Source organism: Synechococcus sp. KORDI-49 (assembly GCF_000737575.1).
Taxonomy (GTDB): domain Bacteria; phylum Cyanobacteriota; class Cyanobacteriia; order PCC-6307; family Cyanobiaceae; genus Parasynechococcus.
In genome coordinates this window covers 481939-494256 of record NZ_CP006270.1, presented here as the reverse complement: position 1 = coordinate 494256, position 12318 = coordinate 481939, and the positions used below count along the sequence as shown (strand labels likewise).

At 63.0% G+C, this 12318-nt stretch carries 18 protein-coding genes; 9 read left to right on the top strand and 9 right to left on the bottom strand.

Features of this window, described 5'->3' with window-relative positions:
• Positions 1-10 precede the first annotated feature (10 nt).
• The gene (locus tag KR49_RS02690; protein WP_043691372.1) at positions 11-400 is read left to right on the top strand and encodes a hypothetical protein; all 390 of its coding nucleotides are present in this window, start codon (positions 11-13) and stop codon (positions 398-400) included.
• 149 nt (positions 401-549) lie between these two features.
• Here KR49_RS02690 and KR49_RS14195 read toward each other — a convergent pair whose 3' ends face one another.
• The 5 genes from KR49_RS14195 to KR49_RS02665 all read right to left on the bottom strand — a co-directional run bounded on the left by KR49_RS14195 (position 550) and on the right by KR49_RS02665 (position 3141).
• Positions 550-717, bottom strand: a complete 168-nt coding sequence (locus KR49_RS14195; RefSeq protein ID WP_173402119.1) for a hypothetical protein — start codon at positions 715-717, stop codon at positions 550-552.
• 468 nt (positions 718-1185) lie between these two features.
• The gene (locus tag KR49_RS14190) at positions 1186-1770 is read right to left on the bottom strand and encodes a 2OG-Fe(II) oxygenase (protein ID WP_043691368.1); all 585 of its coding nucleotides are present in this window, start codon (positions 1768-1770) and stop codon (positions 1186-1188) included.
• A gap of 4 nt (positions 1771-1774) precedes the next feature.
• Positions 1775-2209, bottom strand: coding sequence for a 23S rRNA (pseudouridine(1915)-N(3))-methyltransferase RlmH (locus KR49_RS02675; protein WP_043691366.1), 435 nt, complete (start codon positions 2207-2209; stop codon positions 1775-1777).
• Entirely contained in the window at positions 2206-2640 is a 435-nt protein-coding gene (locus KR49_RS02670; protein ID WP_043691364.1) for a hypothetical protein, read from the bottom strand. Before KR49_RS02670 ends, KR49_RS02675 begins: the two co-directional genes overlap by 4 nt.
• A 12-nt stretch (positions 2641-2652) precedes the next feature.
• Entirely contained in the window at positions 2653-3141 is a 489-nt protein-coding gene (locus KR49_RS02665; protein ID WP_043691363.1) for a pentapeptide repeat-containing protein, read from the bottom strand.
• 77 nt (positions 3142-3218) lie between these two features.
• Here KR49_RS02665 and KR49_RS02660 point away from each other — a divergent pair, with 77 nt between their 5' ends.
• From KR49_RS02660 to KR49_RS02625, 8 genes are all read left to right on the top strand, one after another.
• The gene (locus KR49_RS02660) at positions 3219-3584 is read left to right on the top strand and encodes a YraN family protein (protein ID WP_043691362.1); all 366 of its coding nucleotides are present in this window, start codon (positions 3219-3221) and stop codon (positions 3582-3584) included.
• Positions 3585-3611: 27 nt separating this feature from the next.
• The gene (gene rsmA, locus KR49_RS02655; RefSeq protein WP_043691360.1) at positions 3612-4436 is read left to right on the top strand and encodes a 16S rRNA (adenine(1518)-N(6)/adenine(1519)-N(6))-dimethyltransferase RsmA; all 825 of its coding nucleotides are present in this window, start codon (positions 3612-3614) and stop codon (positions 4434-4436) included.
• A 13-nt stretch (positions 4437-4449) separates the two neighbouring features.
• Entirely contained in the window at positions 4450-5379 is a 930-nt protein-coding gene (gene ispE / locus KR49_RS02650) for a 4-(cytidine 5'-diphospho)-2-C-methyl-D-erythritol kinase (protein ID WP_043691358.1), read from the top strand.
• Positions 5376-5702 carry a DUF3082 domain-containing protein gene (locus KR49_RS02645; protein ID WP_043691357.1) on the top strand — a complete coding sequence of 109 codons (327 nt, stop codon included), beginning with the start codon at positions 5376-5378 and terminating at the stop codon, positions 5700-5702. Before ispE ends, KR49_RS02645 begins: the two co-directional genes overlap by 4 nt.
• 184 nt (positions 5703-5886) lie before the next feature.
• A complete protein-coding gene (locus tag KR49_RS02640; protein ID WP_043691353.1) occupies positions 5887-6870 on the top strand; it encodes a pyruvate dehydrogenase complex E1 component subunit beta in 984 nt (327 codons plus the stop codon).
• 3 nt (positions 6871-6873) lie between these two features.
• Positions 6874-8355 (top strand): protein translocase subunit SecD, encoded by a 1482-nt coding sequence (secD, locus tag KR49_RS02635; protein ID WP_043691350.1) that lies wholly within the window; start codon positions 6874-6876, stop codon positions 8353-8355.
• Positions 8356-8358: 3 nt separating this feature from the next.
• Complete coding sequence (gene secF, locus KR49_RS02630) at positions 8359-9345, top strand: protein translocase subunit SecF (RefSeq protein ID WP_043691348.1); 987 nt, start codon at positions 8359-8361, stop codon at positions 9343-9345.
• Positions 9346-9364: 19 nt separating this feature from the next.
• Positions 9365-9553: a hypothetical protein gene (locus KR49_RS02625; RefSeq protein ID WP_052378143.1), complete on the top strand. Its 189-nt coding sequence runs from the start codon at positions 9365-9367 to the stop codon at positions 9551-9553.
• 34 nt (positions 9554-9587) lie between these two features.
• Here the strand turns inward: KR49_RS02625 and KR49_RS02620 are convergent, their stop codons facing one another.
• Genes KR49_RS02620 through psb28 form a run of 4 tightly spaced genes read right to left on the bottom strand, consistent with a single transcriptional unit; the run spans position 9588 to position 12312 of the window.
• Positions 9588-9797 carry a hypothetical protein gene (locus tag KR49_RS02620; protein WP_084187930.1) on the bottom strand — a complete coding sequence of 70 codons (210 nt, stop codon included), beginning with the start codon at positions 9795-9797 and terminating at the stop codon, positions 9588-9590.
• 48 nt (positions 9798-9845) lie between these two features.
• On the bottom strand, positions 9846-10847 hold the full coding sequence (locus tag KR49_RS02615; protein ID WP_043691344.1) for an AI-2E family transporter: 1002 nt from the start codon (positions 10845-10847) through the stop codon (positions 9846-9848).
• A complete protein-coding gene (locus KR49_RS02610) occupies positions 10844-11920 on the bottom strand; it encodes an AI-2E family transporter (protein ID WP_043691342.1) in 1077 nt (358 codons plus the stop codon). Before KR49_RS02610 ends, KR49_RS02615 begins: the two co-directional genes overlap by 4 nt.
• Positions 11917-12312, bottom strand: a complete 396-nt coding sequence (gene psb28, locus KR49_RS02605; RefSeq protein WP_043691340.1) for a photosystem II reaction center protein Psb28 — start codon at positions 12310-12312, stop codon at positions 11917-11919. The genes KR49_RS02610 and psb28 overlap by 4 nt, the downstream gene beginning before the upstream one ends.
• Between the last annotated feature and the right edge of the window lie 6 nt (positions 12313-12318).

Here is a 12318-nt window from a genome sequence, read left to right as displayed (position 1 = left end):
CGCATGATCCGTGGCCGACACTCCTTACCTCGTGGCGCTGGCCCTGATCGAGCAGGAAGGGCGGCGAGCGTTGCCGCTGGCCGGACGATCCCAGAAAGAGGTGGCGGCGGAGGGGGAGGCGCCGGACGAACTGGGGCGGGCCCTGGTGCTTGAGCTGCTGCTGCGGGTCTGGCAGCGCAGCGACGAGGGGCTGCTGAAGCGGGCGGCGGCGGCGGAGAGTCTGCTGCTGGTGGAGCTGCCGATGGAGCGGCTGCCGGAGGATCTGCCGGTGCTCAAGGCGGCCTGGCTGAACAGTGGCGACGCGGAGGCGTTCAGGAAGGGCCTGCAGGGGATGAGCCCGCGGGCCTGGACCATCGCCGTGGAGAAATTCCAGCCGGTGAGCCTGACGCAGCTCTGGTGATGCCAAGGCGCTCGTTCGCCCAGTGGGCGACGAGCGAGGCGAGCAGGGTGTCGCGATGCCCGAAGACGCGGATCATGGGCGCTTGCTGAGAATGTTTCGCAATTCAATCCGAGTCCGGAGAAAATTGCAAGTGATTCTCATTAGCGTCGTCACGAGGCGCCGCTGGCTCCGTCCTGCTTCAGGTGGGTTTCCATGCAGCGCGTGACGCAGGTGCCGTCATCCAGGCTGCACTCGGTGATGCAGACGAAGTAGTCGTCGACCGCTGCCCAGCGTTCGCTGAGGGGTGCGGTGCCGGAGCTGCCATTGGGTTCAGCCATGATGCTGTTGATTTGCCGTGATGATGTGATTTATCACCGGTAATGAAATTTCAAAAGTCATCTGTGAAGTGTGGCGAAGTACCTAGGAGAGATTGCCTAGCGTTGCCAGGGGAGAGATTCTGTTGCGGCGCTCATTGCGCCTGTCTGTAAATACTTATTTGCGAACTAATAAGGGTTGCAGTCGTGATTCGTGATTGCCCCTAGCTTGCTGGGATTCGATGTCGAGGGTGGTCGTGAAGTCCCGTGCACAAGCTCCAGCCTGTCACCTGAGCTGGACGGTCAGGAAGATTTCAACCGGTCTTTATGCGGTTGCCGCAACAAGTAATGGCTCTGATTATGACTTTGTCGGTAACTATCGATCTCTGGCTGATGCTCATCGTGCCGGTCGCTTGTATGCCCGTCAGTTGATTCATCAGACTCATCTGATGGCGAGAAGTGCCTGATGCTTTCGGCATCATCTGATGCGCCTCACTCCATCAGTGGGTGCCCCCAGACATTCACGGCAACGGAGTAGCGCTCCCCTTCGAATGGGTTGATCCGATGCAGCACGCCGGCAGAGAACAGCACAACGCGATTCACCACAGGTGGCACGGAGATCACCGAGCGGAAGTCGGGGGAGGCGATGGGGCTGTTCTGCTGCACAGGCGCGTTGTCGGCGATGAGCAATTCGCCGCCTGCACAGCTGACGTGGGGATAGAAGACCGTGGACAGCAACGGCAGGTCATAGCGCCCGTCTCGCCCGGCCGTCGCTTCGTGCTTGTCAATGTGCCAGTCCAGGTCGTTGTTGGTGTTGCACCACCATTCGTAACCAGCGGCCTGTGGGGTGAAACGGTCGAGCAGCGGCCCCAGTCTCTTCCGGATGTAATGCTCCACCAGGGACTGCTGATCGGGCGTGTGGAGCGAGCGTGCCGACCGGTCTGACGCGTCGGCCGGAATCCAGCTGAACAGGTTCCGCCCTTCACTGGCTTGTTTCAGGTCGCCGTGAAGGTCGCAGAGGTGGCGCAGTGCCGGAATCTCCTCGTTCGGGATCAGGTTGTCGACCACGTGCAGCATCGGTTCAGGCTCGGTGATAGGGGCTTCCCTGCAGGATCGCCTGGGCACGGAACAACTGCTCGACCAGCATCAGACGGGCCAGCTCATGGGGGAAGGTCATCGGCGACAGGCTCAGTCGCCAGTGGGCTTCTGACTTGAGGTCATCGGTGAGGCCATCGGCTCCACCGATCACAAAGGCGATCCGTTCACTGCTGATCTGCTCCAGCTTGCGGGCGAAGGGAATCGAGGCAAGCGTCTCTCCCTGCTCCATCAGCACCACCAGTCGCTCATCAGGCCGCCGCGCGGCGCGGATCGCTTCCGATTCCTTCTCAGGAGTGCTGTCTCGCAATTCCACGATGCTCAGGCCCGGCAGTCGTTTGCGATAGAGATCGATACCGTCCTGGATCCAGCCGCGGCGCACCTTGCCCACGGCCAGGATGCGGAGGCGTGAGGGATTCAATCGGCGTCCTCGTCGTCCTCCAGCAGCAGCTGTCCGAAGGCCACATAAAGGCTTTCCTCTTCACTGCCGGGAGTCACGGAAGGACGCCGGGGGCGGGTCGTCTTGCCCTTGCCACTGCTGCCGCTGGGAGGTGGAGGCAGTTCGGAGCTGCGGATCGGCGACTCCAGTGGGTTGGTTTGCGGTGGCTGGCGCCTGGCTTCCAGCTGCTTGAGGCGGGCCATCAGATGCTCAGGAACAGTGCCGTCTTCGCTGACCGTCATCAGTTCCCGGAACAGCGCATCGGGATCCTGTTCCGTCTCCACCCTGTGGCGTTTCGGGCCGGTCTTCGGCGTTGTCGTCGCGTCGGCGTTCCCTGCTGGATCGGGAAGCTTCTGAGGCAACTGCCGTCCCAGTTCCCGGAGACGCTCGAGGCTGCGAGGGTCAAAGCTCATCGGATCCTCCGCTCAGCCGCAACCCAGAGTGGTGCGGGTCTCGCGGCCGGTGATCGGATTGATTCCATCGGCCATCGCGCAGAGGCTTTTCAGCTGGTCACCGCGCATCGGTACATCGGTGAAGTCCGCTCCGGTGATGGTGACGTCCTGGAAGCGGGTGTTGAAGGCAAAGGCACCCTCCAGAACGGCGTCGGAGAGATCTGTTCCGGTGAGCACCGCTGCGTCCAGGGTGGCTTCGCGAAGGTCAGTACCGCTGAGATCGGCGTCCTGCAGCTTCGCTCCGTAAAGACTCGCCCCCCGCAGATCTGAGCCGGAGAGATTCGCTTCCCGCAGGTTGCTCAGGTTGAAGGTGGCGCCCCGGAGATCCTTGTCCGAGTAATCCGCTCCGATCAGCACCTGTTTGGCGACATCCATCGCGGCGAAGGATGGTGCTGCTCCGCTGATCAGGAGGGGCACCAGCAGCAGCGTGGTGGCCAGAACCGCCAGTAATCGTCGATGCATGGAGTCGTGTTCCACAACAGGACCCTAGGCCTGGCGGAACGGGGAATGCTCTGAACGCCCCTCTGCGTGTCCTGTCCATGGCGGACTCCCTGACTCTCGGCCGTCGCGCGGAAGCGACAGCCCTTGAGCTGCTGCGCTCGACGGGATGGAGGTTGCTCGATCGCAACTGGCGTTGCCGCTGGGGCGAGCTGGATCTTGTGCTCGAGAAGGATCGGCGACTGTTGGTGGTGGAAGTGAAGGGTCGTCGTTCACGCCTGCGTGCTGACAGCGGGGCGGCCGCCTTCGATCAGCGGAAACGACGCTGTCTTGCCAGAGCGATCAGTTGCTGGCGTGCCGTCCACCCCGAGGCGGAACGGCAGCAGTTGCAGGTGGTGCTGGCCCTGGTGCCACTGTCCGGCCGCCGCAGGGGCGTGCGCTGGCTTCCTGTGCATCAACTCGGCTGAACTCGGCAGCTGGTGCACAGTGAATCCATGAGCTTCCATGGCCACACCGCCCGCAAACGCTTCGGGCAGCACTGGCTCCGCGATGCGGCGGTGCTTGATCGCATCCTGGAGGCGGCGGACCTGCAGCCCCAGGATCGCGTGCTCGAGGTGGGGCCCGGACGCGGTGCCCTCACGGATCGTCTGCTGGCGTCGTCCGCTGCTGCGGTGCATGCCGTGGAGCTGGACCGGGATCTGGTGACCGGCCTGCAGCAGCGTTTCGAGAATCAACCGCGTTTCTCCCTGACCCAGGGGGATGTGCTGGAGGTGCCTCTGCTGCTCCCGGATGCCTGTCCCGCAGGGAAGGTGGTTGCGAATATTCCGTACAACATCACTGGCCCATTGCTGGACCGATTGATCGGACGGCTTGATCAACCGGTCGACCCGCCCTATCAACGCCTGGTGCTGCTGGTGCAGCAGGAGGTCGCCCAGAGGATCCGGGCGCGGCCCGGACACAGCAGCTTCAGTGCCCTGAGTGTGCGCATGCAGTTGCTCGCCCGATGTCGCAGCGTCTGTCCGGTTCCACCCCGTTGCTTTCAGCCGCCTCCAAAGGTTCAGTCGGAAGTGATCGCCCTTGATCCGATTCCAGCGCATCAACGGCTGGAGCCTGGGCTGGCACGGCGGGTGGAGGGGCTGCTCAGGCAGGCCTTCCAGAGTCGCCGCAAGATGCTCCGCAACACCCTGGCCTCGCTTGCGGAACCCTCCGAGCTGGAGGCACTGGCCGCAGCCGCCGGGATCACCCTGCAGCAACGGCCCCAGGAGGTGGCCCCTCAGGCCTGGGTGGCACTGGCGAAGGGCTTGAATCGGAGCGAATGATCAGCGCCTCGGCATGAGCACGATCACGGTGACGGCTCCGGCCAAGGTGAATCTGCATCTCGAGGTGCTCGGCCTGCGTGCGGACGGCTTCCACGAGTTGGCGATGGTGATGCAGAGCATCGACCTCGCCGATCGCCTCACGTTCAGCAACACCGCCGATGGGCGCCTCAGCCTCAGCTGTGATGACCCCGCACTCAGCATCGGCGAGGACAATCTGGTGCTGCGGGCCGCTCGTCTGCTGCGGGAGCGTTCCGGCTTCCAGGAGCTCGGTGCCGCCATCACACTCGAGAAGCGCATCCCCATCGGTGCCGGACTGGCCGGAGGCTCCAGCGATGGTGCCGCGACGCTCGTGGGGCTGAACGCGCTCTGGGGACTGGGGCACAGCTGCGCGGATCTGGAACGGCTGGCAGCTGAGCTCGGGTCCGACATGCCCTTCTGCGTTCAGGGGGGCAGTCAGCTCTGTTTCGGACGTGGAGAGCTGCTGGAGCCTCTGTCGGACGGGAGTGAACCGCTGGCGGTTCTGCTGGTGAAGGATCCAAGGGTGAGTGTCTCCACCCCCTGGGCCTATGGACGTTGCCGGCAACGGCATGGCGGCGACTATCTGGTCGGCGAGCCCGCCTTCGAGCTGAGACGCCGGGCCCTGCGCCAGGCCGGCTGGATCCGGCCGATCCGTGCCGCGCAGCCTCCGCCTCTGCGGAACGATCTCCAGTCCGTGGTGGAGCCCGAGACGCCAGCGGTGCAGACCGCGCTTCAGCTGCTGCGCTCCCTTCCCGACAGCCTTGCTGTCGCCATGAGCGGCTCCGGTCCCAGCTGTTTTGCCCTGTTCCCCGATCTCAACAGCTCCCGGCAGGGATATGAAAGGCTCCGGAAGGATCTGGAGTCCGAAGGGCTGCGGGCCTGGTGCTGTTCCCTCCGCTCCGGGGGGGCGAGGATCGAAGCATGAGTTCCGACGACACCAAACTTCCGGCCAGCGACTCCGCTGAGACCAGAGCCCGCAAGGGGCCCCTCAGTTTCTTCTCCGGTGCCGTGACGGCTGGACTGCTCGCCTGGCTGGCCCTGGGGTTCAGCCGGCGCATGGTCGTTTACTTCGCGATGCATCCGCCGCACTACAGCTCCCCGATCGCCCAGAACATCGCCGTCACGCTCAAGACGCTGCTGGTCGGTCTGTCCTTCCTGGCCACGTTCAGCACCGGATTCGTCGCCTTCGGGCTGACCCTGGTGTTTCTTCGCAGTCTCTTCACGGGTCAGGACTCAGACCCTGCCTAGCGTCTGGCTGAGCTCGGACGACGTGCATGACCCCCCACGACCTGGGACAGCTGGCTCTGCTGCTCTCGCCGGCGATGCTGCTGTCGGTGCTGCTGCTGTTCACCTTCGCCGCCGGCGGTTGAGTCCGCAGCGGCTGAGATAGCTTGGCCGCTCACCCCGGGAAGGCCGGGATTGCAGCGACGCCGTGGCAGGAACCCTTCTCTTCAACGCCCTGCGGGAAGCCATCGACGAGGAGATGGCCCGCGATCCTCATGTGTGTGTCATGGGAGAGGACGTCGGTCACTACGGCGGCAGTTACAAGGTCACCAAGGATCTCTGCGAGAAGTACGGCGAACTGAGGGTTCTGGATACCCCGATCGCGGAGAACGCTTTCACCGGCATGGCGGTCGGTGCCGCGATGACCGGTCTCAGGCCGATCGTTGAGGGCATGAACATGGGGTTCCTGCTCCTGGCGTTCAATCAGATCTCGAACAACATGGGAATGCTCCGCTACACGAGCGGCGGCAACTTCACCATCCCCACGGTGGTGCGCGGTCCCGGTGGTGTGGGCCGTCAGCTGGGGGCGGAGCACAGCCAGCGTCTGGAGGCGTACTTCCATGCGGTGCCGGGCATCAAGATCGTGGCCTGCAGCACGCCCACCAATGCCAAGGGTCTGATGAAGGCCGCCATCCGCGACAACAACCCGGTGCTGTTCTTCGAGCATGTCCTGCTCTACAACCTCACCGAAGAGCTGCCGGAGGGTGAGTACACCTGTGCGCTGGACCAGGCGGATCTGGTGCAGGAAGGACGCGACGTCACGATCCTCACCTACTCGCGCATGCGCCACCACTGCCTCAAGGCCGTGGAGCAACTGGAGGCGGATGGCATCAGTGTGGAACTGATCGATCTGATCAGCCTCAAGCCCTTCGATATGGAGACGATCGCGCGCTCCATCCGCAAGACCCATCGCGTGATCGTGGTGGAGGAATGCATGAAGACAGGCGGCATCGGAGCCGAGCTGATCGCTCTGATCACCGAGCAGTGTTTCGACGACCTGGATGCCCGCCCGGTGCGGCTGTCCAGCCAGGACATCCCTACGCCCTACAACGGCTCGCTGGAGAATCTGACGATCATCCAGCCGCATCAGATCATCGAGGCGGCTGAGCAGATCGTGCGTCAGGGGATCTGATCGATGGCTCGTCAGCAGGGCTGGTTCGCCCTTGTCCTCGCGCTGGCCATCTCGGCTGCGGCGTTGCTGTTCACCACCCCCCTCCAGCTGGGGCTGGATCTCCGCGGTGGCAGCCAGATCACCGTGGAGGTGCAGCCTGCCGGTGACATCAAGCGGGTGGGTGCCGAGCAGATGGAGGCGGTGAAGGTCGTGCTCGACCGCCGAGTCAACGGTCTGGGCGTGGCTGAATCGACCCTCCAGACCGTCGGGGAGAACCAGCTTGTGCTTCAGCTGCCCGGTGAGCAGGATCCGACGGCGGCGGCCAGGATCCTCGGCGACACGGCTCTGCTGGAGTTCAGAGCTCAGAAGCCTGGAACCGAGGCGGACTTCCGGGCTCTGCGTCAGCTGCGCAGCCAGGCCGAAGCGATTCTCAACCTGAGGGAAGAGCAGATCCGTCGCGGGGAGGAAACCGACCCGCTGGATCTTGAGCGGCTCGGCGAAGCGCAGTCGGTTCTTGGCCTGGATGGCGACATCGGCAGCGAAGAGGACCAGCTCAGGGCACTTCTGGTCAAGGTGGATGCCGAGATCCTGAAGCTTCTCGAGCCGGCAGCCCTCACCGGCAAACAGCTGGTCTCCGCAGGTCGTCAGCCGTTGCAGAACAATCCGAACAGCTGGGAGGTGACCCTCAATTTCAATGGTGAAGGTGCCGAGGCCTTCGCCGAGCTGACCAAGTCGATCGCCGGCACCGACCAGTTGCTGTCGATCGTTCTGGATGATCAGCTGATCAGCGCCGCCACCGTTGGCCCCCAGTTCAAGACAGCCGGCATTTCCGGAGGCGCCGCCACCATCAGCGGCAACTTCAGCGCCGAGACGGCACGGGAGCTGGAGGTGAAATTGCGAGGTGGCTCGCTGCCTCTGCCGGTCGAGGTGATCGAGGTGCGCACGATCGGTCCGACCCTTGGGGCTGAGAACATCCGTCGCAGCCTGGTGGCCGCTCTATCCGGCCTCGCCCTGGTGGCGGTGTTCATGGTGTTTGTCTATCGACTGCCGGGAGGGGTGGCTGTTGCGGCTCTCAGCCTCTACGCCCTGTTCAACCTCGCCATCTATACGCTGCTGCCTGTCACGCTGACACTTCCTGGAATCGCAGGGTTCATCCTCAGCATCGGCATGGCGGTGGACGCCAATGTGCTGATCTTCGAGCGCATCAAGGATGAACTGCGGCAGGGCAACACGCTGATCCGTTCGATCGAGACGGGCTTCGCTCAGGCGTTCTCCTCGATCGTTGATGGTCACCTCACCACGTTGATCAGCTGTGCGGCCTTGTTCTTCCTGGGCACAGGACTGGTCAAGGGATTTGCCGCCACCCTCGGTATCGGGGTGCTGCTGAGCCTGTTCACCGCCCTGACCTGCACGCGGACACTGCTGCGGTTCCTCATGGGGTATGCCGGCCTGCGCAACCCAAGCAATTTCCTGCCGCTGCGGCAGATCTCCCCCCCGTCTGCCTGAACGATGGTCGCTTCATCGCCTGAGCTCTCTGCGTCAACGCTCCAGCTGCGCTGGTCCTTGAGCAGCATGCGCCGCCGCATCTGGCTGGTCTCCGCCGCCGTCGTTCTGGTCAGCCTGACTGCACTGGTGCTGTGTTGGCTGGATCCCTCCGTTGGGTTCCCTTTGCGTCCCGGTCTTGATTTCACAGGGGGGACGCAGATTCAGCTTGAACGGAACTGCGGGTCATCCTGCGGTGCGCTGAAGACGGTTGAGGTTCAGGAGCTGATCCGCTCGCTCGAGCTTCCTGAAGAGCCCGACACGACTCCACCCAATCTCAGTGCTCCCCGTGTGCAACTGCTTGACGGTGGTCAGTCGCTGTCGCTTCGACTTCCAACCCTGACGGCCGGTCAGGGCCAGGCGGTGATTCGTGGCGTGGAGCCGCTCGCCGGTCCCTTCATCGAAGGGGGGCAGGCCGTCGACACGATCGGCCCGAGCCTGGGCGGTCAGTTGTTGCGCAGCAGCCTCATTTCACTGCTGGTGGCCTTCAGTGGCATCGCTGTGTACATCTCCTTCCGCTACGACCGTCGATACGCCCTGCTGGCGCTGGTGGCTCTGGCTCACGATGTCACCATCGTCTGCGGCCTGTTCGCCTGGCTCGGTCTGCTTCTGCAGCTGGAGGTGGACAGTCTGTTCGCGGTGTCGTTGCTGACGATCGCCGGATATTCGGTCAACGACACGGTGGTGGTGTTCGATCGCATCCGAGAACGGCGTCGCGAGATGGAGGAGCTCAGCCTCTCCCAGCAGGTGGACCAGGCCGTGTCGGCAACCCTGACGCGCACGCTTTACACCAGCGGCACCACCCTGATGCCGTTGCTCGCACTGATCTTCTTCGGAGGGTCAACGCTGGTGTGGTTCGCCACGGCTCTGGCCGTTGGTGTGGTGGTGGGCAGCTGGTCGAGCATCGCCCTGGCTCCATCTCTGCTCACGCTCTGGGACCGCTCCCGTGCGTAGGGGTCTGCCGTCGACCCCCGTGGGAGCTCGCACCTACAAATGGTTTCCGTTGCTGTTGATGGTCCTGTCGCTGTGGGATCTGAAAACTGAAATCATCCTGCTTGCCGATCAGTTCACCTTCACTGGCCTGAATTACGCCCTGCGCCATCACATGCTGGCCGTCGTGGTACTGGTGGCATTCCCTTCTCTTTGGCGTCGTTATCGATAGATTTCAAGGAGTGATTCTGGTCAGGCTGTGTTTCTCAGGTTCCAAACTCCTGCCAGAGTGAGTCCCACGTTCTGCGCTTGACTTCGTCATTCCAACGGCCTGCAGATTGATTTGATTCCCACCACGATTCAAACAAATCCTGTGCTTCTTCGTACAGGGAATCAGGGTCAATGTTGTCTCTCACCAGTTGAAGTACGGCCTGTTTCAGATCGTCGTAGCGGGAGAAGTTGAAAATGACATCCACGCGCGATGACGCAGTTGGTTGGATTCCACCGTATGCCAGCGATGGGCCTCATGGCCATTGATCCATCACCTGCTGCACCACCACGCGCTGCATGCCCACCTGCATCACCACCACCAGCGGCAGAGCCAGAAGTACGCCGGGAAGTCCGAGCAGGGCGCCAAGGCTGAGCTGCGCTGTCAGTGCAACCGTCGGGAGCAGGTTGACGGTCTGACGGAGCAGTAACGGCGTGAGGACGAATGCTTCCAGGTTCTGCAGGACAAGACGGAACACCAGCACCGAGATCGTCAGCTCCGGTGACTGCAGCAGCGCCAGTCCTGCCGGCAGCAGTGTGGCTGTGGTGGGTCCGATGGTGGGGACGAACGTGAGCAGACCGCAGACCAGGGCGCTCAGCAGTGCCAGGGGTGCCTTGAGCAGGCTCAGTCCTGCCCAGCTCAACAGGAAGACTGTTGTGGCGGAGATGGTCATGCCGCTCAGCCATCCCCCCAGTGCGGTCCGGCATGCATCGAGCAGTTGAACCATCTGAACCCGGGCCGGGCGGGGAGTCACCGCAACGACCATCTGGCGGTGTGATGCCGGGTCGAGGGCGAGGAGCACGGCAAGGAGCGTCATCAGCCCGAGCTGCACCACGCTGTTGGCGGCATTGCCGGCCATGCCCAGCAGCCGTGATCCAAGCGGTTGAAGCTGGTCGAGGCTGACGTCACCGCCGATGGCCTTGTCCAGTTCCACAAAGCGTGGATTGGTCGCGAGGATGGTGTTCAGTTTGCTGAGCAGCTCCGGCAGATCCCGCCCCAGTTGCTGGATCTGAGTGATCAGCTCCGGCAGCAGCAGCTGGGCCACGATCACGGCGGCCAGCAGCAGCAGCACCAACACGATGCTGAGAGCCTGCGGACGGTTGAGTCGCGTGCGTGTCATCAGCTGCGTGATCAGCACATCAAGGGCGACAGCGACCACAACGGCCCCGAACAGCACCAGCAGAACCCAGCGGAGGTGCCAGGCCATCAGGGCAAGGCCGATCGATGTCAGCGCAATCAGCAGTGAACGTGAGTTCATGTCTGAAGTCTTGTGCGCTTCCAGTGATCCAGAACGTCGTGAATCAGGATTTCACGTACCAGCACCTGGATCACCACGGCCAGCGGCAGGGCCATCAGCAGTCCGAGAGGACCAAACAGCAGGGTGAAGATGAACTGGGCCATCAGGGTCAATCCCGGCAGCAGTTTCACCTGGTGATGCATCACCGAGGGGGTGATCAGATAGCTCTCCAGGTTCTGGATCAGCACATAGGCCCCGAGCACGGCCACGGCTTTCCAGGGGGCGTCAAGAATGGCCACAGCCATCGGAAACACGGTGCTGATCGTCGGCCCCACATTGGGGATGACGTTGAGCAATCCCGCCAGCAGGGCGTTGGCCAGAACCAGCTTCACACCGAGCAGGGAGAGAGCGATGCCGCAGAGCATCGCCACAGCGAGCGAGCTGATCAGCACACCGACCATCCAGCTGCTGAGGGCCTCCCCGCACAGGGTCAGGATGCGACGTGCCCGTCGTCTGTAAAAGGATGGAACCAGCTGAATGCTGACGTCGCGGTAGGCCTGGGGTTGGATGCTGACCATCAGCCCGATGGCGAGCACGAACAGCACCCGGAGCAGTCCATTCCCGAGATTGCCGGCAACACCGACAAGGCTCACCAGGCCTGTGCCCACTCCTGACAAGAGGGAAGAACCATCGGGGATCAGCCGCAGTTCCGAACGTCCCAGCTCCTGCAGATCAGGCAGCGTGTCAACGCCGTAAATCGCATCACTGACGCGATCAAGAGAACTCAGGGTGCTGCTGATCAGGATCCGTGCGGCCTCCGGAAGTTGTTCCAGCAGAACCGCGAATTCCTTCACGAAGGGTGGAACGACGACGGCCGATGCGATGGCCAACCCGCCGATCACCCCACCGATGCAGGAGAGCAGGGCGATGGTCCGCGGCATCGGTCGCAGGGCCTGAAGCTGGCCGACCAACGTGCACAGAGCCATCGCCAGAACAATGCCTGTGAACATCAGCACAAGCACGTGACGAAGGCTCCAGATCAGGACACCGGCAGCGATCAGCGCCGCCAGGGACAGCCATCGCGCCAGGTTCACGCGTTCGGGTCGGAATCCTGGTTCGTGTCGTCGCCGTTCTGGTTCTGGGCATATCCCAGTCCGTTAGCGGCGGCATAGCGCTGGGCGAAGCGCATGAAGCGTTCGAAATCCTCCTCGGATTTCCATGAGTACACAGCTTCAAGGGCACTCGCTTTGCCGTTCACGAACTTGCCGTTGATTTCCCTGGTGACCATCTCTCCTTCTTCATCAATCATCCACATCCCCGTGATGTCACCCATCGTCTCCGGCGCAATCGCAGCCGGCTGCTCGAAACGGAACGTCGCTTGACCGGTGCGTCCATCACGACTGCGGGTCAGGCGGATATCTGGAACCACAGGTTCGTTGACTCCCCGGAAGAACTGGATGGCTGCCGCCCCGGATGCTTCGCTCATTGGCCC

What these genes read in the sequence shown, in the direction of transcription:
- KR49_RS14190 (WP_043691368.1), bottom strand. Translation starts at nt 1,770, where the DNA reads ATGCTGCACGTGGTCGACAACCTGATCCCGAACGAGGAGATTCCGGCA.
- KR49_RS14195 (WP_173402119.1), bottom strand. Translation starts at nt 717, where the DNA reads ATGGCTGAACCCAATGGCAGCTCCGGCACCGCACCCCTCAGCGAACGC.
- KR49_RS02670 (WP_043691364.1), bottom strand. Translation starts at nt 2,640, where the DNA reads ATGAGCTTTGACCCTCGCAGCCTCGAGCGTCTCCGGGAACTGGGACGG.
- KR49_RS02615 (WP_043691344.1), bottom strand. Translation starts at nt 10,847, where the DNA reads ATGAACTCACGTTCACTGCTGATTGCGCTGACATCGATCGGCCTTGCC.
- KR49_RS02665 (WP_043691363.1), bottom strand. Translation starts at nt 3,141, where the DNA reads ATGCATCGACGATTACTGGCGGTTCTGGCCACCACGCTGCTGCTGGTG.
- KR49_RS02645 (WP_043691357.1), top strand. Translation starts at nt 5,376, where the DNA reads ATGAGTTCCGACGACACCAAACTTCCGGCCAGCGACTCCGCTGAGACC.
- KR49_RS02660 (WP_043691362.1), top strand. Translation starts at nt 3,219, where the DNA reads ATGGCGGACTCCCTGACTCTCGGCCGTCGCGCGGAAGCGACAGCCCTT.
- psb28 (WP_043691340.1), bottom strand. Translation starts at nt 12,312, where the DNA reads ATGAGCGAAGCATCCGGGGCGGCAGCCATCCAGTTCTTCCGGGGAGTC.
- secD (WP_043691350.1), top strand. Translation starts at nt 6,874, where the DNA reads ATGGCTCGTCAGCAGGGCTGGTTCGCCCTTGTCCTCGCGCTGGCCATC.
- secF (WP_043691348.1), top strand. Translation starts at nt 8,359, where the DNA reads ATGGTCGCTTCATCGCCTGAGCTCTCTGCGTCAACGCTCCAGCTGCGC.
- ispE (WP_043691358.1), top strand. Translation starts at nt 4,450, where the DNA reads ATGAGCACGATCACGGTGACGGCTCCGGCCAAGGTGAATCTGCATCTC.
- rsmA (WP_043691360.1), top strand. Translation starts at nt 3,612, where the DNA reads ATGAGCTTCCATGGCCACACCGCCCGCAAACGCTTCGGGCAGCACTGG.